Origin of the sequence: Stenotrophomonas sp. 24(2023), assembly GCF_030913365.1 — a bacterium.
Classification (GTDB): Bacteria; Pseudomonadota; Gammaproteobacteria; order Xanthomonadales; family Xanthomonadaceae; genus Stenotrophomonas.
This window is the reverse complement of the sequence record NZ_CP133160.1, coordinates 404,457-426,625: the sequence shown is the minus strand read 5'-3', so window position 1 is coordinate 426,625 and position 22,169 is coordinate 404,457. Positions and strand designations below refer to the sequence as shown.

At 68.2% G+C, this 22,169-nt stretch carries 19 protein-coding genes and 3 tRNA genes; 8 read left to right on the top strand and 14 right to left on the bottom strand.

Annotated elements, in window-relative coordinates; all coding sequences use genetic code 11:
- Window positions 1-197 precede the first annotated feature (197 nt).
- Both Q9R17_RS01935 and Q9R17_RS01930 read left to right on the top strand, forming a co-directional pair.
- Window positions 198-737 (top strand): DUF3011 domain-containing protein, encoded by a 540-nt coding sequence (locus Q9R17_RS01935; RefSeq protein WP_343238765.1) that lies wholly within the window; start codon window positions 198-200, stop codon window positions 735-737.
- Between the two features lie 147 nt (window positions 738-884).
- Window positions 885-1,088 carry a hypothetical protein gene (locus tag Q9R17_RS01930; protein ID WP_308156781.1) on the top strand — a complete coding sequence of 68 codons (204 nt, stop codon included), beginning with the start codon at window positions 885-887 and terminating at the stop codon, window positions 1,086-1,088.
- Window positions 1,089-1,507: 419 nt separating this feature from the next.
- Here the strand turns inward: Q9R17_RS01930 and dxs are convergent, their stop codons facing one another.
- The 7 genes from dxs to Q9R17_RS01895 all read right to left on the bottom strand — a co-directional run bounded on the left by dxs (window position 1,508) and on the right by Q9R17_RS01895 (window position 7,871).
- Complete coding sequence (gene dxs, locus Q9R17_RS01925) at window positions 1,508-3,415, bottom strand: 1-deoxy-D-xylulose-5-phosphate synthase (protein ID WP_308158404.1); 1,908 nt, start codon at window positions 3,413-3,415, stop codon at window positions 1,508-1,510.
- A gap of 105 nt (window positions 3,416-3,520) precedes the next feature.
- A complete protein-coding gene (locus Q9R17_RS01920; RefSeq protein WP_308156780.1) occupies window positions 3,521-4,186 on the bottom strand; it encodes an HNH endonuclease in 666 nt (221 codons plus the stop codon).
- A 382-nt stretch (window positions 4,187-4,568) separates the two neighbouring features.
- On the bottom strand, window positions 4,569-6,359 hold the full coding sequence (locus tag Q9R17_RS01915; RefSeq protein WP_308156779.1) for an acyl-CoA dehydrogenase C-terminal domain-containing protein: 1,791 nt from the start codon (window positions 6,357-6,359) through the stop codon (window positions 4,569-4,571).
- Between the two features lie 41 nt (window positions 6,360-6,400).
- On the bottom strand, window positions 6,401-6,877 hold the full coding sequence (locus Q9R17_RS01910) for an LEA type 2 family protein (RefSeq protein ID WP_308156778.1): 477 nt from the start codon (window positions 6,875-6,877) through the stop codon (window positions 6,401-6,403).
- Between the two features lie 91 nt (window positions 6,878-6,968).
- Window positions 6,969-7,520 carry a lipocalin family protein gene (locus tag Q9R17_RS01905; protein WP_308156777.1) on the bottom strand — a complete coding sequence of 184 codons (552 nt, stop codon included), beginning with the start codon at window positions 7,518-7,520 and terminating at the stop codon, window positions 6,969-6,971.
- 124 nt (window positions 7,521-7,644) lie between these two features.
- Window positions 7,645-7,720 (bottom strand) — tRNA-Phe (locus tag Q9R17_RS01900).
- A 75-nt stretch (window positions 7,721-7,795) separates the two neighbouring features.
- Window positions 7,796-7,871 (bottom strand) — tRNA-Phe (locus Q9R17_RS01895).
- Window positions 7,872-8,268: 397 nt separating this feature from the next.
- Between Q9R17_RS01895 and Q9R17_RS01890 the strand changes: the two genes are divergently transcribed.
- On the top strand, window positions 8,269-9,300 hold the full coding sequence (locus Q9R17_RS01890) for an NADP-dependent oxidoreductase (protein WP_308156776.1): 1,032 nt from the start codon (window positions 8,269-8,271) through the stop codon (window positions 9,298-9,300).
- Between the two features lie 31 nt (window positions 9,301-9,331).
- On the opposite strand, the gene Q9R17_RS01885 is transcribed toward Q9R17_RS01890, so the two are convergent.
- On the bottom strand, window positions 9,332-10,174 hold the full coding sequence (locus Q9R17_RS01885; RefSeq protein WP_308156775.1) for a methylated-DNA--[protein]-cysteine S-methyltransferase: 843 nt from the start codon (window positions 10,172-10,174) through the stop codon (window positions 9,332-9,334).
- Window positions 10,175-10,303: 129 nt separating this feature from the next.
- Between Q9R17_RS01885 and Q9R17_RS01880 the strand changes: the two genes are divergently transcribed.
- Complete coding sequence (locus Q9R17_RS01880) at window positions 10,304-11,065, top strand: SDR family oxidoreductase (protein WP_308156774.1); 762 nt, start codon at window positions 10,304-10,306, stop codon at window positions 11,063-11,065.
- A 15-nt stretch (window positions 11,066-11,080) separates the two neighbouring features.
- Here Q9R17_RS01880 and Q9R17_RS01875 read toward each other — a convergent pair whose 3' ends face one another.
- Together Q9R17_RS01875 and Q9R17_RS01870 are read right to left on the bottom strand one after the other, a co-directional pair.
- On the bottom strand, window positions 11,081-11,533 hold the full coding sequence (locus Q9R17_RS01875; RefSeq protein ID WP_308158403.1) for a hypothetical protein: 453 nt from the start codon (window positions 11,531-11,533) through the stop codon (window positions 11,081-11,083).
- 11 nt (window positions 11,534-11,544) lie between these two features.
- Window positions 11,545-11,994 carry a hypothetical protein gene (locus Q9R17_RS01870; RefSeq protein WP_308156773.1) on the bottom strand — a complete coding sequence of 150 codons (450 nt, stop codon included), beginning with the start codon at window positions 11,992-11,994 and terminating at the stop codon, window positions 11,545-11,547.
- 166 nt (window positions 11,995-12,160) lie between these two features.
- On the opposite strand from Q9R17_RS01870, the gene Q9R17_RS01865 reads away from it, so the two are divergent.
- Window positions 12,161-12,349: a hypothetical protein gene (locus tag Q9R17_RS01865; RefSeq protein WP_308156772.1), complete on the top strand. Its 189-nt coding sequence runs from the start codon at window positions 12,161-12,163 to the stop codon at window positions 12,347-12,349.
- 54 nt (window positions 12,350-12,403) lie between these two features.
- On the opposite strand, the gene Q9R17_RS01860 is transcribed toward Q9R17_RS01865, so the two are convergent.
- Window positions 12,404-12,479 (bottom strand) — tRNA-Ala (locus Q9R17_RS01860).
- A gap of 227 nt (window positions 12,480-12,706) precedes the next feature.
- Between Q9R17_RS01860 and Q9R17_RS01855 the strand changes: the two genes are divergently transcribed.
- On the top strand, window positions 12,707-15,037 hold the full coding sequence (locus Q9R17_RS01855; protein ID WP_308156771.1) for a TonB-dependent receptor: 2,331 nt from the start codon (window positions 12,707-12,709) through the stop codon (window positions 15,035-15,037).
- A 106-nt stretch (window positions 15,038-15,143) separates the two neighbouring features.
- Here Q9R17_RS01855 and rnd read toward each other — a convergent pair whose 3' ends face one another.
- Window positions 15,144-16,223: a ribonuclease D gene (gene rnd, locus Q9R17_RS01850; protein ID WP_308156770.1), complete on the bottom strand. Its 1,080-nt coding sequence runs from the start codon at window positions 16,221-16,223 to the stop codon at window positions 15,144-15,146.
- A gap of 84 nt (window positions 16,224-16,307) precedes the next feature.
- Here rnd and Q9R17_RS01845 point away from each other — a divergent pair, with 84 nt between their 5' ends.
- Complete coding sequence (locus Q9R17_RS01845) at window positions 16,308-18,206, top strand: formylglycine-generating enzyme family protein (protein ID WP_308156769.1); 1,899 nt, start codon at window positions 16,308-16,310, stop codon at window positions 18,204-18,206.
- A 93-nt stretch (window positions 18,207-18,299) separates the two neighbouring features.
- Entirely contained in the window at window positions 18,300-19,199 is a 900-nt protein-coding gene (locus Q9R17_RS01840; RefSeq protein WP_308156768.1) for a M48 family metallopeptidase, read from the top strand.
- A 523-nt stretch (window positions 19,200-19,722) separates the two neighbouring features.
- On the opposite strand, the gene xseA is transcribed toward Q9R17_RS01840, so the two are convergent.
- Together xseA and queG are read right to left on the bottom strand one after the other, a co-directional pair.
- Window positions 19,723-21,054, bottom strand: a complete 1,332-nt coding sequence (gene xseA / locus Q9R17_RS01835; protein WP_308156767.1) for an exodeoxyribonuclease VII large subunit — start codon at window positions 21,052-21,054, stop codon at window positions 19,723-19,725.
- A gap of 44 nt (window positions 21,055-21,098) precedes the next feature.
- Window positions 21,099-22,169 (bottom strand): tRNA epoxyqueuosine(34) reductase QueG, encoded by a 1,071-nt coding sequence (queG, locus tag Q9R17_RS01830; RefSeq protein WP_308156766.1) that lies wholly within the window; start codon window positions 22,167-22,169, stop codon window positions 21,099-21,101.

The window sequence follows — 22,169 nt, the reverse complement described above, 5'->3', positions numbered from 1 at the left end:
GCAGCAGGCCGGGCGTCGCGTATCCAGCGCCATGCCCCTGCGGCAGTGCCGGAAGCCATGCCGTGCGTTCTGCCACGGTCCCCCGGTCAGCCTCGCGCCGGCAAGTTGAATGCGGGAAAACCGCAAAGTGCGCGGCCTCTGTGCGCCGGCCCGGCAATACCGGATGCTTGCAGCACCAGAACGACCAGGAGCATTCGATGGGCAAGGGATCCGCTTGGCACCGCACGGCCTGCCTGCTGTTGCCGCTGATGGCGGTGGCCGGCGTGGCACAGGCACAGGCTTATGGCTACGGCGATGGCTACCGTGACAACGGCTATGGCGGCCGGGGTGACCCGGGCATCGTGCGCTGTGAATCCAATGGTGGCCGCAGCAGTGAATGCGCGCTGGAGGGCCGCCCGCGGCTGATCCGGCAGCTGTCCAACACGCCCTGCGTGGAAGGTGAGAACTGGGGCGCATCACGCCGGGGCGTATGGGTGACCCAGGGCTGCCGCGCGGAATTCATCGGCGACTACCGCCGGGGCCGGGAGGGCCGGGGAGGCTGGCGTGACGACGCACAGGTGATCAGCTGCGATTCCAACAAGAACCGCTGGAACCAGTGCCGTGTCAGCATCCGCCGGGAGGCCCGGCTGATCCGGCAGGAGTCGCGTACGGCCTGTATCGAAGGACAGACCTGGGGCTGGGACAGCCGGGGCGTCTGGGTGGATGGCGGCTGCCGGGGGCAGTTCCAGGTGCGCTGAGGTCGCGGCGCCTCCTGAGCTGCAAATCAGAGAAATCTGATGGAGTGGGTCGCTCGGGTTGACTATCGTGGCTGCCGCGACCATTCGTGCCGTATTCGGCCCGATGGTCGCGCCCCTGACGATAGGCCAGCCAAGGAGCGGGTACGCATGTTGATCCGTCTGCAATGCGAGCGGCGCCAATGGCGCGTGCTGCACCCGGACAGGGCTGAACCGGTCGATTTCCGCGACGGTGCGCGTGCCTTCGATTTTGCCGATGCCCTGGCACGGCTGCACTTCACCGATACCGGGCAACGCGCTGCGGTGCGGGTCGAAGCCAGCGGCGCGTTCGTCGAAGCCGTCAGTTACGGTTGACCGCCCGGGGTTGGACGGTGCCGGTGAAGATCCACGCCATGCGTGGATGCGATCCGGTCGGCATGTTGTGCAGCCAGGCATGGCCTGGCTCTACCGGTGGATGTGCCTGTTATGGATCCACGCCACGCGTGGATGCGATCCGGTCGGCATGTCGTGCAGCCAGGCATGGCCTGGCTCTACCGGTGGATGTGCCTGTTATGGATCCACGCCACGCGTGGATGCGATTCGGTCGGCATGTCGTGCAGCCAGGCATGGCCTGGCTCTACTGGTGGATGTGCCTGTTATGGATCCACGCCATGCGTGGATGCGATCCGGTCGGCATGTCGTGCAGCCAGGCATGGCCTGGCTCTACCAGTTGTAGATCCACGCCACGCGTAGATGCGCAGGTGTAGATCCACGCCATGCGTGGATCAGGGGTCTCAGCTCGCGGCGCTGAGTGGCGGGGTACCGGCCGCGAGTGCCGGCCAGCGCGCGAGCACCGCGGCACGGATGCCGGCGGCATCGATACCGGCTTCGGCCAGCAGGTCTTCGCGGCTGGCGTGATGCTGGTAGCTGTCCGGCAGGCCCAGGTGCAGGAACGGGCGCAGCACGTCCTCGGCATTGAGCAGCTCGGCCACGGCGGAACCGGCGCCACCGGCCACCACGTTGTCCTCGATGGTCACCAGCGCGTCGTGGCGCGCGGCGATGTCCAGCACCAGGTCGCGGTCAAGCGGCTTGATGAAACGCATGTTGACCACGCTCAGGCCCAGCTCGCGGCCCACCTGTTCGGCGGCGGCGACCGTGCTGCCGAAGGCCAGCAGCGCCACGCGGCTGCCGGCCACGCGCACTTCGCCCTTGCCGATCGGCAGGGTGGACAGGTCGCTGCCGGCGGCCACGCCGGTGCCGCTGCCGCGCGGGTAGCGCACCGCCGCCGGCCCGGCGTACTGCAGGCCGGTGCTGAGCATCTGCCGGCACTCGGCTTCGTTGGACGGCGCCATCACCACCATGTTCGGTACGCAGCGCAGGAAACTCAGGTCCAGGTTGCCCGCATGGGTCGCCCCATCCGGGCCCACCACGCCGGCGCGGTCGATCGCGAACAGCACGTCCAACTCTTGGATGGCCACATCGTGCACCAGCTGGTCGTACGCGCGCTGCAGGAAGGTGGAGTAGATCGCCACGACCGGCTTGGCGCCCTGGGTGGCCATGCCAGCGGCCAGGGTCACCGCGTGCTGCTCGGCGATGGCCACGTCGAAGTAGCGCTGCGGGTACTCGCGGCTGAAGCGCACCAGGCCCGAGCCTTCGCGCATGGCCGGGGTGATGCCGTACAGGCGCGGCTCGGCGGCGGCGGCATCGCACAGCCAGTCGCCGAACACATCGGTATAGGTCGGCTTCTTCGCGCCGGGCTTGGCCACCAGGCCCTTGTCCGGGTCGAACGGCCCCACGGCGTGGTAGCCGATCTGGTCGCCTTCGGCCGGCTCGTAGCCCTTGCCCTTGGTGGTCATCACATGCAGCAGCTTGGGGCCCTTGGAGGCGCGCAGCGTCTTCAGCGTGGACAGCAGGGCCGGCAGGTCGTGGCCGTCGATCGGCCCGGTGTAGTGGAAGCCCATTTCCTCGAACAGGGTGGAGGGCACGAACATGCCCTTCCAGTGTTCTTCCCAGCGCTTCACGAAGCGTGCCGGGTTGTTCTTCTTGTCGCCGAGGATCTTCTTGCCGCCTTCGCGCAGCGCATTGAGCGTGCGGCTGCCGGTGGCACGGCCGAGCATCTTGGTCAGCCCGCCGACGGCCTCGGAAATCGACATGTTGTTGTCGTTGAGGATCACCAGCAGGTTGGGTTCCGGGTCCATGCCGCCGGCATGCATCAGCGCTTCGAACGCCATGCCGGCGGTCATCGCGCCGTCACCGATCACCGCCACGACCTTGCGCTCGTCGCCTTCGGCCTGGCGGGCGATGGCCATGCCCAGCGCGGCGGAGATGGACGTGGACGAGTGGCCGACGCCGAAGGTGTCGTATTCGCTCTCCTCGCGCTTGGGGAACGGCGCCACGCCATCCTTCTGCTTGACGGTGTGGATCTCGTCGCGGCGGCCGGTGAGGATCTTGTGCGGATAGGTCTGGTGGCCCACGTCCCAGACCAGCTGGTCGACCGGGGTCTGGTACAGGTAGTGCAGGGCCACGGTCAGTTCGATCACGCCCAGGCCGGCGGCGAAGTGGCCACCGCTCTTGCCGACCGATTCGATCAGGTAGGCGCGCAGTTCATCGGCGACCGCCCTCAGTTCGGATTCGTCGAACGTGCGCAGGTCATCCGGCGTCTGGATGCGCGCGAGGCGGGGATAGCGGGCGGAGTCGATCATCATGTTCGCACTTGTTCTGAACGCCCATTTTCGCCCTCAAACGGGGGTGGGGCAAGCAAACGCCGTCGCCCGTGACAGGACGGTGAGGGTTGCCGGCGGGTGCGTTCAGGCGAAGAGCTTTGAACGCTTGGGCAGCTGGGCCTTCAGGAACGCCATCTGGTCGGCCAGGATGTTGCGGTTGGACAGGATCAGGTGCTCGATCCAGCTGGGCCGGTAGGGCACGGCCAGCAGGGGCATGTTGGCCTGCTGGGGGGTACGGTCGCTCTTGCGGGAATTGCAGTGGAAGCAGGCGGTGACCACGTTTTCCCAGCAGTCCAGCCCCCCCTTGGACAGCGGCATGACGTGGTCGCGGGTCAGGGCGGGGCGGTTGAACTGCTGGCCGCAGTACAGGCACAGGTGGGCATCGCGGGCGAACAGGGCCTGGTTGGTCAGGTTCGGCGTGGGGTCCAGTGCGCGTGAGCGGGCATGGCCGCGCGCGGCGATGATCGGGTGCAGGTCCATGCCGCTGCGCAGGCCGCTGAAGCGGTTGGTGCCACCATGGATGTGCAGGCAGGGGTCGCCCAGCGTCCAGGCCACCGCATCGCGGGCGTACAGGCACGCCGCATCCTGCCAGGTGATCCAGTCCAGTACGCGTCCGTGGGCATCAAGGGAAAGCAGCCGGACCGTGCCGGGGCGATGCAGCGGGGTGACGTTGGGCGATGCCTCGGCGCCCGGAGCAGAAAGGCAGGCTCCGGCTTCGATCAGACCCAAGCGTGTAGTGTCTGTCTCCATCGGGAGAACAGCTTATACCCGAATCATTGCGATTTGTGTATCGCCCGTGGGCGACACACAAATCGCAATGATTCGGGTCCGCGCATTCTTCCTGTCCCCCGCGCCTGTCGGCGCGCCCCCCTTAACAAAGGGGGGCTCTCCTCCAGATACATGGTGGGGGTCTGGGCCCTTATCCACGCGTGGCGTGGATCTACCAGCCGCGGGACACTTTCAGAGGCGGGGCGGTGTGGCCTTGCAGGACCGTTGGCGCCATGGATGGCGCCATCGAGCCCCCAAGGACGGGTTTACGGCGTGTCCTGCAAGGTCACACCGCCCCGCCATCCGCCAGTAAGCCAGTTGTTGCCGTTGACGTTGCCTCTGCGGGTGCCGGGCGCAGCCCGGCTCAGGTGCCGAAGCGTTCGTCGTCCATGGCCATCAGCGGGGCGGCACCGGCCTGGAGGGCGGCGGCATGGCCGAGGGTGCGCGGCAGCACGCGGGCGAAGTAGAAGCGGGCCGTTTCGCGCTTGGCCTGCTTGAAACCTTCGGTCTGGGCGCTGGCATCGGCGGCCGCGACGCTGCGTGCCCACCAGTAGGCCAGCACCACGTAACCCGAATAGAACAGGTAGTCGTAGCTGGCTGCGCCCAGTTCGTCCGGGTTGGCGGCGGCGCGCTTGAGCACATCCATCGTCAGCGCCCCCCATTCGGCGGCCTTGGCGCGCAGCGGGCCGATGAGCTCGGCCAGCGCCTCGTTGCCCTCATGCGCCTTGGCGAAGGCTTCCACGTCGGCCAGGAACAGCTTCAGGCCGGCGCCCTGGCTGGCGGCGGTCTTGCGGCCGATCAGGTCCAGCGCCTGGATGCCGGTGGTGCCTTCATACAGGGTGGTGATGCGGGCATCGCGGGCCAGCTGCTCCATGCCGTGCTCGCGGATGTAGCCATGGCCGCCGAAGCACTGCAGGGCGTTGTAGGTGTTCTCGATGCCCCATTCGGTCTGGCAGGCCTTGGAGATCGGGGTGAGGAAGCTGACCAGCGTATCGGCACGCTCGCGCTCGGCGGCGTCATCGGCGCTGTGGGCGACATCGATCAGGGTGGCGGCGTACAGGGCCAGCAGGCGGCTGCCTTCGACCAGCGACTTGATGGTCAGCAGCATGCGGCGCACGTCCGGGTGCACCAGGATCGGGTCGGCCGGCTTGTCCGGGAACTTCGCGCCGCTGAGCGCGCGCGACTGCAGGCGCTCGCGGCTGTACTTGAGCGCGTTCTGGTAGGCACGCTCGGACAGGCCGATGCCCTGCAGGCCGACGCCCAGGCGTGCAGTGTTCATCATGGTGAACATCGCCTGCAGGCCCTTGTGCGGCTGGCCGACCAGATAGCCCTGGGCGCCGTCGAAGTTCATCACGCAGGTGACCGAGCCCTTGATGCCCATCTTGTGTTCGATCGAGCCGCAGCGCAGGGCGTTGCGCTCCCCGACCGTGCCGTCGCGGTCGACCTTGAACTTCGGGGTGACGAACAGCGAAATGCCCTTGGCGCCGGCCGGTGCATCGGGCAGTTTGGCCAGCACCAGGTGCACGATGTTGTCGGTCAGGTCGTGCTCGCCGGCGGTGATGAAGATCTTGGTGCCGGTGATCGCGTAGCTGCCGTCGGCGTTCGGTTCGGCCTTGGTCTTGAGCAGGCCCAGGTCGGTGCCGCAGTGCGGTTCGGTCAGGCACATGGTGCCGGTCCAGCGGCCCTCGATCAGCGGCTTCAGGAACGCCTCGTGCTGCCAGGCTTCGCCATGCTGCTTGAGGGCTTCGATCGCGCCATGCGACAGCAGCGGGAAGTTGCCCCAGGCCAGGTTGGCGGCGTTGATCATTTCGTTCAGCGGCACGCCCAGGGTGTGCGGCAGGCCCTGGCCGCCCAGTTCCGGCGCGGCGGTCAGGCCGGTCCAGCCGCCTTCGACGAACTGGTCGTAGGCCTGCTTGAAGCCGGGCGGGGTGGTGACCTCGCCGCTGGCCTGGTCGAGCACGCAGCCGATCTCGTCACCCACGCTGTTCAGCGGTGCCAGCACACTGCCGCTGAAACGGCCGGCTTCTTCCAGCACGGCATCGACCACGTCGGCGGTGGCGTCGGTGAAGCCCAGGCGGGCGAACAGCGGTTCCACCTTGAGCACGTCGTGCAGGGCGAAACGAAGGTCGGAAAGCGGTGCGGTGTAGCTGCTCATCGGGTACGTCTCGATCAGGGGCGGGTAGGGGAGGGCGGGTGTCAGCGCAGCACGCCGGGCAGGCCGGGGGCCTGGTTGAGGGTGCTGCGGCTGCTGATGTCGAAGGTGCGCTGCTTCTTCTCTTCCGGCGTGGCGGCCACCGAGCCCTTCAGGCCGTAGGCCAGGGTGCGGTTGCTGGCCAGTGCATCGGCCACCACCAGGCGGGCGGCCGAGCTGGGCTGCAGGTCCACGGTGATCACATCGGCGGACACGCCACCGATGGAGATGCCGGGCTTGGCCTGCAGGGTGCCGGCGTCGGTGTCGCCGACGGTCAGGGCCAGCGAGACGTCGTCGAAGGTCATCGGCATCGAGCTGAAGTTCTGCAGGCGCAGGGCCACGCTCCAGCGGCCATCGGCCTGCACGGTCAGCTGCTGCAGGCTCGCGGCGGGTTCGGAAACGCGCTTGACCACGCCGTTGCTGCAGGCGGCCAGGGCCAGGAGGGACACGGCAATCAGAGCGGTTCGGAAGCGGCGGAGCATGGGCGCAGGTCCTCGGTCAGGGGTGCGTTGAGAGAAGGATACTATGGCGTATGGTGGATTGGATGCTGCTGTGCAGCAGCCCGGCGGCGGCTCAGGGCGCGGGATCGCCGGTCAGCGGCGCCATCATCCGCAGCGGGGCCAGGTCATAGCCCATGGCCTCGGCACGGTGGCGCAGCTGTTCGAACACCTGCCGGTCCAGGTGCGGTTCGCGGGCCAGGATCCACAGGTATTTCCGGTCCGGCCCCCCCACCATCGCCCACTGGTAGTCCGCATCGAGTGCGATCACCCAGTAGTCGGCCCAGACCAGCGGCAGCCAGCCCAGCCAGTCCGGCGCGAAACGGACCTGCAGCTGCCCGGGGTGGCCGGTGACCGGGCGGGCCATGCCATCGGCGGCGATGCGTTCGCCACTGGCGGTGCGGCAGGCGTTGTGCACGCTGATGCGGCCTTCGCTGCGCAGGCTGTAGGTGGCGGTGACGTCAGCCACGCATTTCTTCTGGAACGACACCGGCAGGTGCGCGATCTCATGCCATTGGCCAGCGTAGCGGTCGATGTCCAGGTCGGGGACCGCCTGTACCGGTGCCGCGGCCATCAGGGGCGCCGGGCACAGCAGCAGGCAGGCGAGCAGGGCAGGGAGCGGGCGCATCGCAGGATTCCTTCCGGGGCCGTTGAGCTTAGGGCGAGGCGTGCGGGGGCGTGTAAATGAATCGTCAGCGCGTGCAGGCCGCGGGCACAAAAAAAGACCTGCATCGCTGCAGGTCTTCGAAAGGTGGTGGCCGAGGACGGAATCGAACCGCCGACACGGGGATTTTCAATCCCCTGCTCTACCAACTGAGCTACTCGGCCGGATTGTGCGGGCTGCCGTGCATGCGCACCGGTTGCCGGAAAAAAAAGACCCGCATTTCTGCAGGTCTTCGAACGTGGTGGCCGAGGACGGAATCGAACCGCCGACACGGGGATTTTCAATCCCCTGCTCTACCAACTGAGCTACTCGGCCACTTGTTTCGTTGCAGCGATGTCGCTGCCGAGGACGCGCATATTACGGACGCCGGCGAGGTTCGGCAAGCGTTTTGGCAAAAAACCTTCACATTTCCGTCTGCGACAGGGCAGTGGCGGTGCAAGTGCTTGATCCTGCGTGGTGATGCAGGGGCATGGGGAGCCGATGCCGGCATGAACGATGATTCACCTGCAGGGCACCCGGGCGTGGCCTCCAGCGTCGCCGATGACGGAAATCAGCAGGCCGCCGGCGTACGCAAAAGCGCTGCGACAAGGCCCGGCCGTGCCGCGATTCGCGCAGGCGGTGAAACGCTGTTTTCGCCGCCGGCCCGTCCACAGCGGCGTGGCGTACTGTCGGCCTTCCTTCGTTGACGCTGGCAACAGCAGAGTAACTGGACATGTCCGTTTCCTCCCCGACCACCACCACCCGCATCGTGCTGGCCTCGCGCCCGCAGGGCGCACCAACGGCCACGGATTTCCGCCTGGAACAAGCGGCGCTGCCCGCGCTGGCAGCGGGCCAGGTCCTGCTGCGCAACCGCTATCTGTCGCTCGACCCGTACATGCGTGGACGCATGGACGAGGGCCGGTCCTACGCGGCGCCGGTGGCGCTGGGTGAGGTGATGGTGGGTGCTACCGTTTCCGAGGTACTGCAGTCGCGTGCCGACGGCCTGGCCGCCGGCGATCTCGTGCTGGCCAGTGGCGGCTGGCAGACCCATGCGGTGGCCGATGCTGCCAGCATCAGCCGTCACCTGCAGCCGCAGGGGCTGCCGCCCAGCCTGGCACTGGGCGTGCACGGCATGCCGGGCTTCACCGCCTATGCGGGCCTGCACGAGATCGGCAAGCTGCAGCCGGGTGAAACACTGGTGGTGGCCGCCGCCAGTGGCCCGGTCGGTGCCACGGTCGCGCAGCTGGGCAAGCTGCAGGGTGCGCGCGTTGTGGCCATCGCCGGGGGGCAGGCCAAGCGTGCCTACCTGGAAACACTGGGCGTGGACGTGGCGCTGGACCACCGTGCCGGGGATTTCGCCGCGCAGCTGCGTGCGGCCGTGCCGGATGGCATCGATGTGTACTTCGAGAATGTCGGCGGCCATGTGCTGGATGCCGTGCTGCCGCTGCTCAATGATTTTGCCCGCATTCCGGTCTGCGGCACCATCGCCACCTACAACGCGCATGGCGTGGCGCAGCCCGGCCTGGACCGCCTGCCACCGCTGTTCGCGCAGGTGCTGCGCCAGCGGCTGACGGTGCGCGGCTTCATCATCACCGACTTCAACCACCTGTTCGCGGCGTTCGAGCCGCAGATGGCGCAGTGGCTGCGCGATGGCCGCATCCAGTACCGCGAGGATGTGGTGAAGGGGCTGGAAAATGCACCGGAGGCATTCTTCGGCCTGCTGCAGGGACGCAACTTCGGCAAGCTGGTGGTACAGCTGGATTGAGCATCCACCGGGCAGGGCCCGATGCTGCCGATCAGGCCTTGGCGGTTGTTTCGCGACGCAGCAGTTCGCGTTTGCGGGCCACGCCCCAGGCATAGCCGGACACATCGCCATCGCGCCGCACCACGCGGTGGCAGGGCACGGCCACCGCGAGCGGATTGCTGGCGCAGGCCCGTGCCACGGCACGGGTGGCCCGCGGCGCGCCGATCCGCGCGGCGATGTCGGCGTAGGAGGCGGTCTGCCCGTGCGGAATCTGCTGCAGGGCCTGCCAGACGCGCTGCTGGAAGGCGGTGCCGCGGATATCCAGCGGCACCGCCAAGCCACGGGCGGGGTCTTCGACCAGCGCGATCACCTGCGCGACCCGCTGCTCGTAGGCCGGGTCGGCACCGATCAGTTCGGCGTGGCGGAACCGCTGCTGCAGCGAATGCAGCAGCGGTTCCGGCTCGTCGCCCAGCAGGATCGCCACCACGCCGGTGCGGCTGCTGGCCACCAGCACGCTGCCCAGCGAGCTCTGGCCGATGGCGAAGTGCAGGGTTTCCCCACGGCCACCGGCACGCCAGCGCCCCGGGGTCATGCCCAGCAGGCGCGGGGCGTTTTCGTAGAAGCGGCCGCTGGACCCGAAGCCCGCCTCATGGAACGCATCGGTGATGCTGGCGGGGCTGTCCAGCCCATCACGCAGGCGTTGCGCGCGCAGCGCTGCGGCGTACTGCTTGGGGGTCAGGCCGATGGCCTGCTTGAACAGCCGGTGCAGGCGGGTCGGGCTGCATCCGGCCAGCCTGGCCAGCGCCTGCAGTGACGGTTCTTCGGCAGCCTGCTGCAGGTGGCGGCAGACCCGCTCGACACGGGCATCGATGGCAGGGGGCAGGGAGGTATCCATGGGGGGATTCTGGCACGCGGGCCCGTGCCGGAAACTCCGGTTCCTGCACTGCGGGGGTGACCGGAAACGGAGTGCGGGCGCCATACGTGCGGCGGCATTCTGCGGCCTTCTCAACGTCCCGGAGTCGACATGCGTCTGCAAGGAAAAACCGCTCTCATCACCGGTGCCAGTGCGGGCATCGGCCGTGCCTGCGCACTACGCTTCGCTGCTGAAGGTGCAGCCGTGGTACTCAACGCGCGGCGCGCCGGGCCACTGCAGGACGTGGTGGCGCAGATCGAGGCGGCCGGTGGGCGTGCGCTGGCCTGCGCCGGTGACATTGCCGCCGCCGGCACCGCCCAGCACCTGGTCGATGCGGCGCAGGCCACCTTTGGCGGGCTGGACATCGCCATCAACAATGCGGGCATGCTCGGGCCCGCTTCGCTCACCGCCGAGCTGGACGAGGCCGATTGGCACGCCGTGCTGCAGACCAACCTGACGTCCGCGTTCCTGGCCGCGCGTGCGCAGCTGCCGGCGCTGTTGGCGCGTGGCGGTGGTTCGCTGGTGTTCGTGGGGACGTTCGTCGGGCACACCGCGGGCATGCCCGGCATGGCGGCCTATGCCGCCAGCAAGGCCGGCCTGATCGGCCTGAACCAGGTGATCGCCGCCGAGTACGGCGCGCAGCGCATCCGCAGCAATGTGCTGCTGCCCGGTGGCACCGATACCGAGATGGGCCGGCAGGCAGCCGCCAGCGAGGACGCACGCGCCTTCGTGCGTTCGCTGCATGCGCTCAAGCGCATGGCCGAACCGGAGGAAATCGCCAATGCCGCGCTGTTCCTGGCCAGCGATGAAAGCAGTTTCGTTACCGGCAGTGCGCTGCGGGTGGAGGGTGGGGTATCGATCTGCCGCACCTGAGTGACGCTGAAGGGCTCAGTCGTGTCCGTAGCGGAGCCCGCTGGAGGCCATGAAGCCTTTGGGGTCGAACCGCGCCCAGGCCTGGCCCCAGTCGAACCGCGCGTGGCCGCCGCTCAGCGGGCGGCCCAGCGCGGTGCCCAGCACGCGCCGCATGAACGCTACTTCGGCATCGATGGCGGCCTGCGTGGGCCAGCCATCCTGCAGCGGTGCGCCAGGCAGGTGGACGCCGAAGGTGACCATCCGCAGCGACCGGCCATGGAAGCAGAGGCCGGCACCGGCCGGCACGCCCTGCAGCGAAAGGCCCTGCAGATGCAGCCAGTGGTAGCCGTTGCCGAGGTCACGGGGCGCGCGCAGCAGGCCGGCGAACGCCTCGCCGGCCTGGGCAGGCGTCAGGGCCGCACCGATGCGCAGGGGCAGGGGGCCGACGGCGATGGAGCCGTCGGCCGCCTCCAGCTGCAGCGGCAGCATCCTGCGGAGGGTCACGGCGCCGGCTGCAGCTGCCCGATGCGGCTGACCTGGATCTGCGTCTGGTAGTAGTACTTGCCGCTGGGTACACCATCGTTGACGAAATCGATGCGCACCCGCCGTGCTGTACCGCGGACCAGCAGTCTGTGGTTGTACAGCAGTTCCGGTGGCTGGCCGAACGCGGCCAGCACTTCCGGCCGCAGCGCGGCATCCAGCACGACAGTGACATTGAGCGGGTGCCGGTAGTCGCGCTCGCTGTTGAGGTAGATGTGTCCGTCGCCCTGGCCGACGGCCTGCACGGTCACCGCGAACGTACCGGTGATGCCACGCCGGGGATCATCCTGCGCCGCGCGCACCGCTTCGGTCGTGCTGATGGCCCCTGCAGGCGGTGGCTGGATGGCCGGGCGATGGGCGCAGCCCACGGTCAGCAGCAGGGCGGACAGCAGCAACGGCAGACGGATCATGGCACTTCCTTGTGAAGATCGAGGGCCGATTGTGGGCGGTGCGCGATGACGGCCGCAAGCGCGCCTGCACGCGTTGTTCGCGGCAGCCCCACCGGCGCATTACCTGCCGCATTCCAGCATGCCTGCACGAGGCCGGCACCCCGCTGCGCCAGGAGGAGAACGTGTCATGAGCCAGCGTCACACGGGCACTGCGGGTGACGCCTCGCCGGGCAAGAGCGAGGGCGTGCAGGAGAGCCGGCAGGACCGGAAGCAGGAGCAGGTGGCCCGGCAACGGCCGGGGCAGCGTGACCAGCAGGTGCACGATGCGAACACCCGCCGGCCGGCGCGCAAGGACGGCGGGCAGGGGACGGACTGAGTGCGGCGCAAACAAAAAGCCCCGGGAGAGCCCGGGGCTTTCTGCGGTATGAAGTGGTGGAGCCAAGGAGGATCGAACTCCTGACCTCGTCATTGCGAACGACGCGCTCTCCCAGCTGAGCTATGGCCCCACGGCAGGCCTGCAGTCTACCCAAGCGATGCCCGGCTTGCCAAGTCCGCAGCCTCCCAGGTCCGGGCCGTCGGCGCCGACTGTGCTGGAACCGGCCGATTCGCTGCCGCGGGAGGGTCGTGCAACGAAATCGTAACAACTTGGGTGATAATTGAGCCTGCGCAGTGTTTCCACCCATTCCACCGCCCGGCTCGCGCAGGCCGCACGGACGCCTCCTCAGAGCTTTCCATGCCTTCCCAATCCCATTCCCGTCGTCTGCCGGGTGTGTCGTCCTCCTTCATTTCCTTCCGCCGCCATCCGCTGGCGCTGGCCTGTGCCGGCCTGGCTCTGGTGGGCAGCTTCGCCGCTTCGGCACAGGATGCCGCGCCGACCCCGACCGGGCTGGACACCATCACCGTGACCGCCGAGCACCGCGAGCAGAACCTGCAGGAAGTGCCGGTGTCGGTGGGCGTGGTGCAGGGCGAGCGCATGCGCGATTACACCGCCGGTGGCGATGACACCCTGCTGGCGCTGTCCGGCCGCGTGCCGAGCCTGTACGCCGAAACCACCACCGGCCGCATCTTCCCGCGCTTCTACATCCGTGGTCTGGGCAACATCGACTTCTACCTGGGTGCCTCGCAGCCGGTGTCGATCATCCAGGACGACGTGGTGCTGGAACACGTGGTGCTCAAGTCCAACCCGGTCTATGACGTGGACCAGGTTGAAGTGCTGCGCGGCCCGCAGGGTTCGCTGTTCGGCCGCAACACCACCGCCGGCATCATCAAGTTCGACACCCTCAAGCCGACCGACGAGTACACCGGCCGCGTCAGCGCCAGCTACGCGACCTACAACAGCGTGTCGATCGATGGCGGCTTCGGTGGCCCGATCAACGACATCGCCTCGTTCCGCGTGTCGGCCCTGTACCAGCACCGCGACGACTACGTCGACAACACCTACACCGGCCCCAGCGCCGACGGTACGGTCAGCCCGAAGAAGAACGCCATGGGCGGCTTCGACGACCGCAACGTGCGCGCGCAGCTGCTGCTCAAGCCCAGCGAGCAGTTCTCGATCCTGGCCTCGGCCCACGCGCGTGACTACAGCGGTACCTCGACCCTGTTCCTGCGCGGCGCGCTGACCAAGGGCTCGAACCAGACCGACGTGCCGCGCGACAAGGTCGCCTACGACGAAGCCGACAACAATCCGCAGGCCTACAAGACCTACGGCGGTTCGGTGAAGGCCCGCTACGACTTCGGTGCGATCGACCTGACCTCGATCACCGCCTACGAAACCACCTCCGGCTACAGCCGTGGCGATACCGACGGTGGCGCGGCGGTAAACTTCCCGGTCAACGGCGTGCCCAATGGCTACGGCCAGTCCATGGGCCGCATCCGCGACCTGGACCAGTGGACCCAGGAATTCCGCCTGGCCAGCCACACCGACAGCCCGCTGCAGTGGCAGGCCGGCCTGTTCTACTTCAACGGCGCCGACACCACCGATTTCTACCAGCGTGCGTGGTTCCTGCAGGGCGCGGCCCGCAACCCGAACAACTGGGTGCGCCTGCGCAACAAGAACACCTCCTGGGCGGGCTTCGGCCAGGTGACCTATGCGGTCAACGACAAGCTGACCCTGACCGCCGGCGTGCGCCAGACCAACGATGAGAAGCACACCCGCCTGCTGAAGACCGCCGACACCGCTGCCGGTGTGGTGACCTACAAGGGCCGCACCGACGTCAAGATGTCCGACACCACCCCGAGCTGGGACCTGAGCGCGATGTACCAGCTCACCCAGAACGTGAGCGTGTACGCCAAGGTGGCCAGCGGTTTCCGTGGCCCGACCATCCAGGGCCGTTCGGCGGTGTTCAACGCCGACTTCACCACCGCCAACTCGGAAAAGATCCTGTCCTGGGAAACCGGCGTGAAGAGCAGCCTGTGGGACAACCGCCTGCGCCTGAATGCCACCGCCTTCGCCTACACGGTCAAGGACATCCAGCTCAACGGCAATGATTCGGACGGCAACGGTGTGCTGTTCAACGCGGACAAGGCCAAGGCCTACGGCCTGGAAGCGGACTTGGAACTGCGCCCGATCCCGAACCTGACCCTGAGTGCCGGCCTGAGCCTGCTGCACAGCGAGATCAAGGACAAGCGCGTCTACGCGCAGGTCTGCGGCCTGAACGGCGTGGTGGTGTGCACCGTGAATGACCCGACCATCAAGGTCGGTGCCAACACCTTCGCGCAGATCGACGGCAACCCGCTGCCGAACGCGCCGAAGTACACGGTGAACCTGGCGGCGCGCTACGACTTCCCGGTCAGCGATGCGGGCACCATGTTCGTGTCCACCGACTGGAACAAGCAGGGCTATACCAGCTTCGTGCTGTATGACACCAAGGAATTCAACTCCAAGGGTGACTTCGAGGGTGGCCTGAAGGTCGGCTATTCGGGCAATTACGGTGCCTACGAAGTGGCGCTGTTCGCGCGCAACATCACCAACGAGAAGAACCTCAAGGGCGTGATCGAGAACTACATGGCGGCGGTGTACAACGAACCGCGCACCGTGGGTGTCTCGCTGAACATGAACTGGTAAGGCCGGCGAGGGCCGGGCGGCACGGCCGCCTGGCGCTCCAGCGGGGGCGACCCCACAGAAAAACGCCGGGCATTGCCCGGCGTTTTTCGTGGTGCCCCTGCAGGTCTCAGCGGGATGGCAGCAGCGGCTGCAGCCGCGCTTCCAGTTCCTGCTGGCGCCAGCCAGCCAGCGCGGCGGGCCACTGGCGGCTTTCCAGATAGGCTTCCAGATGCTTGCGTGAGGCCAGCACGCCATCGGCCAGGTCCAGCTCGCGGCTGCGCTGGGCAACGGCATCCTGCAGCTTCTTCAGCGCCTGCTTGTTGGCATCGCTGGCCTGCATTGCCAGTGGTGCACCGGCTTCGTCGTCCAGCGGTGTGGACAGCGCCTGCCAGACCGCGCCGGCCAGCTTGCGCGGGGCCTTCGGGAACTGCTCGAACAGCTTGGCCAGCGCGGCTTCATCGGCCGGGGGCGTGCGCGCCAGGGTGGCCGCCAGTTCGTTGTCCAGGATCCAGCTGCGTGGGCGGTCGCTGCTGCGTGCCTGGCCGTCGCGCCAGCGCAGCAGGCGCAGCAGGCGCCGCTGTGCGGCGGCATCGAGGAACTGCGCCGAGCGCATTGCCAGGTGCGGCCAGCGGTCTTCATCGTTGGCCACGCTGGACAGCAGGCGCTCGCCATCGTCGTGCAGCCACTGCTGACGGCCCAGGGCATCGAGCTTGCTGCTGATCGCATCGTGCAGCGCGAACAGGTGCTCCACATCGTCGGCGGCGTACTGCAGCTGCGCTTCCGACAGCGGGCGGCGCATCCAGTCCGAGCGGGTTTCGCCCTTGGCCAGCGTCACCCCGGTGATCTCGGCCACCAGCTTCTGGTAGCCCATGCCGGCGCCGATGCCGGCCAGCGCGGCACCGATCTGGGTGTCGAACAGCGGGCGCGGCAGCACGCCGCAGGCCCACTTGAAGGCGACCAGGTCTTCGCTGGCGCTGTGCATGACCTTGATGATCGATTCATCGGCCAGCCAGGGCGCCAGTGCCTCGGTCATGCCGGGAATCAGCGGGTCGATCAGCAGGATGTCATCGCCGACGGCCATCTGCACCAGCGCCAACTGCGGCCAGAAGGTGCGTTCACGGATGAATTCGGTGTCCAGGCCGATGCGGGCCGGTCGCTGCTGGAAGTACGTGTCCAGCTCGGCGGGGGTGGTGATCCAGGTTGCCACGGGTCAGGGCCTGCTACTCGGGTTTGCTCAGGCAGGGGAGAATAGCCTAACGTCGGTCCGCGCCCGTACCGAAGGAGGGTTCCCTTGCGTTTTCCGTTGCCATCCGTGCCCTGTGCCCTGCTCGCGCTGGCGCTGCTGGGCTGCTCGCCGGCCGCGCAGGCCCCGGTCGGGGCGGGGAAGGGCGAGGAGGGGCCGCCGGTGACGCAGGCCGATGCCGATGGCCCGGCACAGGCCGCCGCAGATGATGGCGCGGGGCGGGTGACCATTGCCGGGCAGGATGCGGCAGAGGACGTGCAGCGCTGGGCGCCACCGGTGGTCGACCGGCAGGGGCGCACGCTGGCGCAGCTGCGGCATGCGGCGCAGCAGGCCTTCCAGCGTGATGACCTGTATGCCAGCCCCGAGTCGGCCATTCCGCTGTGGCTGGCGGTGCAGGAACAGGCCGCCGATGACCGCCAGGCCCGTGCAGGCCTGCTGCGTGCCCGCCAGTACCTGCGGCGGCAGGTCGATGCCCTGCTGGTACGCCCGCTGAAGCAGCGCGAGGCGCTGGTGGAAGCCGGGCAGATGGCGCTGGTGCTGCTGACCCTGGCACCGGATGATGAAAACGTGCGCGCGCTGCAGGGCCGGGTGGAGCGTGCCCAGCGCGTGGTGGCCTACAACCGGGCCGGTGAAGACGATCTGCGCGCCGGGCGCATCGGTGAAGATGGTGATGGGGCCCTGGTCAATTTCCGCGAAGCGCTGCAGCTCGATCCGGCCAGCGTGCGTGCGCGGCAGGGGCTGGCCGCCGCTGAGAGCGGGTTGATCCGGCGTGCCGAAGATGCGGCGCGTGCACGCGATTTCGCCGCTGCTGGCGCCTGGCTGGCCGAAGCCAGCAAGGTGCGCGATTCCTCGCCGACCATTGCCGATGCCTTCGAGCGCATCGAAGCCATCCGCGCCGCCACCCTGGTGCAGCTGCGCGATGGTGGCCTGCGCGACCTGGCCACGCCGCAGGGGCTCAAGCCGGCCCGTGAGAAGCTGGCCGAGGCGTTGCGCATTGCCCTGCCGGGCGACAGCGTGGTGGCCGAGCTGCGCGAACGCATCGACCTGGCCACGCACTACGGCAGCTTCAGGCCCGGCCAGGTGTTCAGTGATGCGCTGCGTGACGGTGGCCGGGGCCCGCAGATGATCGTGGTGCCGCACGGTGGCTTCCAGATGGGGGCCGGTGATACCGAGCCGGGGGCCACCGATGCCGAGCGCCCTGCCCATTACGTGCGCTTCGAGCGCGGCTTCGCGCTGGCGATCACCGAAGTGACGGTGGCGGATTTCGAACGGTTCGTGAAAGCCACCAATGCGCGCCCGCGCGCCACCCGGCGCGGGCATTCGGTGGTCTATGACGAGCGTAGTGGCAACTTCATCCGCCGCAGCGGGGTGGACTGGCGCTCGGATTATGACGGTGCCCGTGCCATGGGCAACCAGCCGGTGATGCATGTCAGCGTGCGTGATGCGGAAGCGTATGCGAACTGGTTGACCGAGCAGACCGGGCGTTCCTACCGGTTGCCCAGCGAGGCCGAATTCGAATACGCCCTGCGTGCGGGCAGCAGTGGCCGCTACCCCTGGGGCGATGCCGGAACGCCGCCGCCGGGGGCTGGCAACTTCACCGGCAGCGGCGATGTATCGCCCTCGGGACGGCACTGGCAGAACGCCTTCGTGGGCTATCGGGATGGCTGGTGGGGCCCGGCACCGGTGGCGACGTTCCAGCCCAATGCGTGGGGATTGCATGACATGGCCGGCAACCTGAGCGAATGGGTCTCCGACTGCTGGCATGCCAGCTACCGGCGCGCCCCTTCCGACGGGGCCTCCTGGTACAACCCGGGGTGTCGTGCCCGCGTCATCCGCGGTGGCAACTGGGCCAACGCACCCGAGCAGAGCCGTGCAGCGTGGCGGCAGTCGCAGGATTCGGATACCACCTCGGCGCGCATCGGTTTCCGCGTGGTGCGGGGGATCTGAGCCGGGCCGCCAGCCTTTCACCCCAGCGGCCCGGGGCCGCACTAAGATGGCGGCGTGCCCGCCACCGGCGGGGCCCGCCGGGACTTTCCGCCGATGCGCAACGATCCGTTTTCCCGTTCGCCGCAGCACAGTGCGCCGCGCCGTGGCCTGTTCGGCAACGTCCGCTGGTGGGTGCTGCTGGCATTTGCCGGTTACGCGGCCTTCTACTGGTTGTCCAACCGGACGATGGACCCGTACACGGGCGAGAAGGTGCTGATCGATGCATCGCTGGATGCCCGCCAGGAGAAGGCCCTGGGCCTGCAGGCCTACCAGCAGATCCTCGCGCAGGAGCGGCCGCTGGATCCCTCGGCGGATATTTCCCGCGACGTGCGCGACATCGCCCAGCGGCTGATCGCCAAGGTGGACGTGGTGGAAACCGCGCTGGCGCAGGAACATGGCGTGCAGCCGGCGCATTTTTCGCGTGATTTCGAGTGGGAAGTGAATGTGATTCCTTCCGACCAGGCCAATGCGTTCTGCCTGCCCGGCGGCAAGATGGCCGTCTATACCGGCTTGGTTCCGGTGGCGCGCACGCGTGATGCGATGGCGGTGGTGATGGGCCATGAGATCGCCCATGCGTTGCTGCGGCATGGTGCACAACGCATGGCCCAGCAGAAGCTGACCCAGATCGGGCAGATGGCAGGCGCGGCCAGTGGCATGGATGCACAGCAGCAACAGATGATGATGTCGGCGATGGGCTATGGCTACCTGCTGCCCTATGCGCGCAGCCATGAAACCCAGGCCGATGAGGTCGGGCTGATGCTGGCGGCCGCGGCCTGCTTCGACCCGCGCGAGGCCATCCCGCTGTGGCAGCGCATGGGCCAGGCCAGTGGCGGACAGTCGCCGCCGGAGTTTTCCTCCACGCACCCGAACCCGGGGACGCGTATCCAGAACCTGCAGGCGCTGATGCCGAAGGCACTCGAGTACCGGCAGAAGTTCTGCGAGCAGGCAAAGTAGTGGGTGTTCGGCAGGGCTTGCAGCCTTGCACCTGCCGAAGCCAGAGCAACAGCAACAGCAACAGCGTGCATTCCGTGGGATGGCGGGGTGGGTCCGGTTGCGGGGGACGCCGTAAATACGTCCATGTAGGCTCGGTCGCCGCATCCATGCGGCTCACGCCCCCACAACCGGACCCACCCCGCCGTCCGCGATCTGTCGGAATGGCGCTTGGGGTCAGATCCGTTTTCCGCAGGAAAACGGATCTGACCCCGAATTGATTCGATATCTGAAAGAGATTCATCCACGCATGGCGTGGATCTGCCGACCGTCACCCGGAAACTGTTGAGGGTGGGGCGGTGTGGCTGTGCAGGACCGTTGGCGCCATGGATGGCGCCATCGAGCCCCCATGGATGGGTTTACGGCGTGTCCTGCACAGCCACACCGCCCCGCCAAGCCACCAGCAATCCAGAGCCGCTTTGGCTGTTGCTTCGGCCGTTGCTTGAAGCCTCTGCAGGTGCAGGGCGCAGCCCTGCCGAACACCCCTCTACTTGACCTGCACGTCGATCACGCCGTCGCCGACGCGCGCCTGCAGCGTATCGCCAGGCTGTACCTGCCCCACCTGCCGTACCAGCGTGCCGTCATCGCTGCGGGTGAGGATGCTGTAACCGCGCGCCACCGTCGCCAGCGGGCTCACCGCCTCCAGCGAACGCGCCAGCCCGCGCAGGCGCAGTGCATCACGTTGCAGCAGGCGTTGCAGTGCGGCCTGTGGGCGCGTGCGCAGGGCGCCGAGGCGGCGTTGCATTTCATCCAGCTGCCGCTGCGGGTGGTGGCCACGCAGGACGGCAGCGGCATGGCGCAGCTGCGCCGCACGGCGCTCCTGCTGCTGGTTGAACGCGGCATGCAGGCGGCGGCCAAGATCCAGCTGGCGCTGGCGCAGTGCATCCAGCCGTGCCTGCGGGCTCTGCGCGTTCAGCCGCAACAGGGCGCGGTCGGCACGCTGCATCGCCTGCTGCATCGTGTGCCGTTGCAACTGCACCATCCGCGCCGCCGTGCGGCGCAGGCGCAGGGCCAGTTCGCGCTGGTCGGGCACCAGCAGTTCGGCCGCCACCGACGGCGTCGGCGCGCGCAGGTCGGCGGCGAAGTCGCTCAGGCTGAAGTCGGTTTCGTGGCCCACCGCCGACACCACCGGCGTGCCGCTGGCGGCGATCGCACGCGCCAGGGCTTCGTCATTGAAGGCCCACAGGTCTTCCAGCGAGCCGCCCCCGCGGGTCAGCAGGATCACGTCGTAGCGGCCACTGGCATCGGCGGCCTGCAGCAGGCGGGTGATCTGCGCGGCGGCGGTGCTGCCCTGTACCAGGGTCGGCAGCAGGTCCACTTCCAGCAGCGGGAAACGGCGGGCCAGCACGCTCAGCACGTCGCGCACGGCGGCGCCGGTGGGCGAGGTGATCACCGCCAGGCGCTGCACGTGGGCGGGCATCGGCCGCTTGCGTGCCGGGTCGAACAGCCCCTCGGCCTCCAGGCGCGCCTTCAGTTCCTCGAAAGCGCGGCGCAGCGCACCCTCGCCGGCTTCTTCCATGTGGTCCAGCACCATCTGGTACTCGCCACGGGCGTCGTACAGGGTGACCTTGCCGCGGACCAGCACACGCATGCCTTCGCGCGGTACGAACTTCAGGTACTGCGCCTTCATCCGGAACATGGCCGCGCGCAGCTGGGCGCGCGCGTCCTTCAGGGTGAAGTACAGGTGCCCGGAAGCAGGCCGCGCCACGCTGCCCAGCTCGGCTTCGACCCAGATCGCCGGGAAGCTGCCTTCCAGCAGGTCGCGGGCCAGGGTGTTGAGCTGGCTGGGAGTGAGGACGTCGTTGTTGCGTGGCTGCATGGGTACGGCGTGCGGCAGGTCGAACGGGCGCTCAGGATCGCACGTCAGCGCGCGGCGTGCTGGGCCAGCGCCCACTGCACGTGCTCGCGCACCAGTGGCGAGGGATCGTCGATGCGGGTATGCAGGGCGGCCCGTGCCTCGGCCGAGGCCGGTGCGTTGCCCAGTGCCACCGCGATGTTGCGCAGCCAGCGTTCATGGCCGCTGCGTCGGATGGGGCTGCCTTCCGTGCGGCGCAGGAACTCGGCCTCGTCCCAGGCGAACAGCTGGTCCAGTCGTGCCGTATCCAGGTTGTTGCGCGCGCGGAAGTCGGCTTCGTCGGTGCGTCTGGCGAACTTGTTCCAGGGGCAGACCAGCTGGCAGTCGTCGCAGCCGTAGATGCGGTTGCCCATCAGGGGCCGCATGTCCTCGGGGATGGCCCCGTCGTGTTCGATGGTCAGGTAGGAAATGCAGCGCCGCGCATCCAGCCGCTGCGGGCCGATGATGGCCTGGGTCGGGCAGACATCGATGCAGCGCGTGCAGGTGCCGCAGTGGGCGGTGGCCGGCGCGTCGATCGGCAGCGGGATGTCGATGTAGATCTCGCCGATGAAGAACCAGGAGCCACCGTGACGGTCGATCAGGCAGGTGTGCTTGCCGATCCAGCCCAGCCCTGCGTTGCGCGCCAGGGCACGTTCCAGCACCGGTGCCGAATCGACGAAGACGCGGTAGCCCAGCGGTGCCACTTCATCGTTGATCTGCGTGGCCAGCTTCTGCAGGCGGCTGCGCATCAGCTTGTGGTAATCGCGGCCCAGCGCGTAGCGCGCCACATAGGCGCGGCCGGGGTCGGCCAGGGTCGCCCAGGCTTCGGTGTCGTCCTTGTGGCTGTAGTCCATGCCCACCGAGATCACCCGCACGGTGCCGGGCAGCAGTTCGGCCGGGCGCGCGCGCAGCGTGCCGTGGCGGGCCATCCAGTCCATCGTGCCGTACAGGCCCTGGCCCAGCCAGTCGGCCAGGTGTGCCTCATCCTCGGCCAGGTCGATGCCGGCGATGCCGCAACGCTGGAAGCCGTGCGCGCGCGCCAGCGCGCGGATGCGGGCCACGGCCCAGGCAGGATCGACGGTGATGGGTACGGCTGACAT

Coding starts and splice junctions, on each gene's coding strand:
- Q9R17_RS01935 (WP_343238765.1), top strand. CDS start 198: ATGGGCAAGGGATCCGCTTGGCACCGCACGGCCTGCCTGCTGTTGCCG.
- Q9R17_RS01930 (WP_308156781.1), top strand. CDS start 885: ATGTTGATCCGTCTGCAATGCGAGCGGCGCCAATGGCGCGTGCTGCAC.
- dxs (WP_308158404.1), bottom strand. CDS start 3,415: ATGATCGACTCCGCCCGCTATCCCCGCCTCGCGCGCATCCAGACGCCG.
- Q9R17_RS01920 (WP_308156780.1), bottom strand. CDS start 4,186: ATGGAGACAGACACTACACGCTTGGGTCTGATCGAAGCCGGAGCCTGC.
- Q9R17_RS01915 (WP_308156779.1), bottom strand. CDS start 6,359: ATGAGCAGCTACACCGCACCGCTTTCCGACCTTCGTTTCGCCCTGCAC.
- Q9R17_RS01910 (WP_308156778.1), bottom strand. CDS start 6,877: ATGCTCCGCCGCTTCCGAACCGCTCTGATTGCCGTGTCCCTCCTGGCC.
- Q9R17_RS01905 (WP_308156777.1), bottom strand. CDS start 7,520: ATGCGCCCGCTCCCTGCCCTGCTCGCCTGCCTGCTGCTGTGCCCGGCG.
- Q9R17_RS01890 (WP_308156776.1), top strand. CDS start 8,269: ATGTCCGTTTCCTCCCCGACCACCACCACCCGCATCGTGCTGGCCTCG.
- Q9R17_RS01885 (WP_308156775.1), bottom strand. CDS start 10,174: ATGGATACCTCCCTGCCCCCTGCCATCGATGCCCGTGTCGAGCGGGTC.
- Q9R17_RS01880 (WP_308156774.1), top strand. CDS start 10,304: ATGCGTCTGCAAGGAAAAACCGCTCTCATCACCGGTGCCAGTGCGGGC.
- Q9R17_RS01875 (WP_308158403.1), bottom strand. CDS start 11,533: ATGCTGCCGCTGCAGCTGGAGGCGGCCGACGGCTCCATCGCCGTCGGC.
- Q9R17_RS01870 (WP_308156773.1), bottom strand. CDS start 11,994: ATGATCCGTCTGCCGTTGCTGCTGTCCGCCCTGCTGCTGACCGTGGGC.
- Q9R17_RS01865 (WP_308156772.1), top strand. CDS start 12,161: ATGAGCCAGCGTCACACGGGCACTGCGGGTGACGCCTCGCCGGGCAAG.
- Q9R17_RS01855 (WP_308156771.1), top strand. CDS start 12,707: ATGCCTTCCCAATCCCATTCCCGTCGTCTGCCGGGTGTGTCGTCCTCC.
- Q9R17_RS01840 (WP_308156768.1), top strand. CDS start 18,300: ATGCGCAACGATCCGTTTTCCCGTTCGCCGCAGCACAGTGCGCCGCGC.
- xseA (WP_308156767.1), bottom strand. CDS start 21,054: ATGCAGCCACGCAACAACGACGTCCTCACTCCCAGCCAGCTCAACACC.
- queG (WP_308156766.1), bottom strand. CDS start 22,169: ATGTCAGCCGTACCCATCACCGTCGATCCTGCCTGGGCCGTGGCCCGC.